The 638-nt window shown below is 68.8% G+C and carries 1 protein-coding gene; it reads right to left on the reverse strand.

Features of this window, described 5'->3' with window-relative positions; genetic code table 11:
• Positions 1-638: acyltransferase domain-containing protein (locus AADR41_RS42165; protein ID WP_342287765.1), on the reverse strand; the 638-nt coding region annotated here is incomplete at both ends.

The raw sequence follows: 638 nt of genomic DNA on the forward strand, positions 1-638 counted from the left end.
GACCAAAGACGTCAGAACCGGATCGGGGCCCAGCTCCAGGAAAGTGGTGATGCCATGAGTATGGAGAGCCTCGATGCCGTCGTGGAACCGGACCGCCGCCCGGATGTGCCGGGCCCAGTAGGCGGGGCTGGTCAGGGTGCCGGGTTCGGCCATGGCACCGGTGATGTTGGAGACCACCGCCAGAGACGGTTCATGGAAGACGACCCCGGCAAGGGCCTCCTCGAACGCCGCAGCAGCCGATTCCATGTGGGAGGAGTGGAAGGCGTGCGACACCGTCAGACGCTTCGTACGGGCACCCCGCTCGCGGAAGTGGTCCGCGATCTCGGTCACGGCATCCGCATCACCCGAGATCACGACGGCAGCGGGCCCGTTGACCGCGGCCACCGACACCCGCCCCCCGAAGGAGGCGAGATGATCGGTGATCTCGCTCTCGGGTGCGGCGATCGCGGCCATCGCACCACCGGGACGGGCCGCCTGCATCAGACGCCCCCGCGCCGCGACCAGGACACAGGCGTCCTCCAGACAGAACACCCCGGCCGCCCAGGCCGCCGTGATCTCACCCACCGAATGCCCCATCACCGCGTCCGGACGCACTCCCAGCCACGACACCAACGCGAACAGAGCCGACTCCACCGCGA

The sequence above is a fragment of the Streptomyces sp. CLV115 genome (genome assembly GCF_038448545.1).
Taxonomy (GTDB): Bacteria; Actinomycetota; Actinomycetes; order Streptomycetales; family Streptomycetaceae; genus Streptomyces; species Streptomyces sanglieri.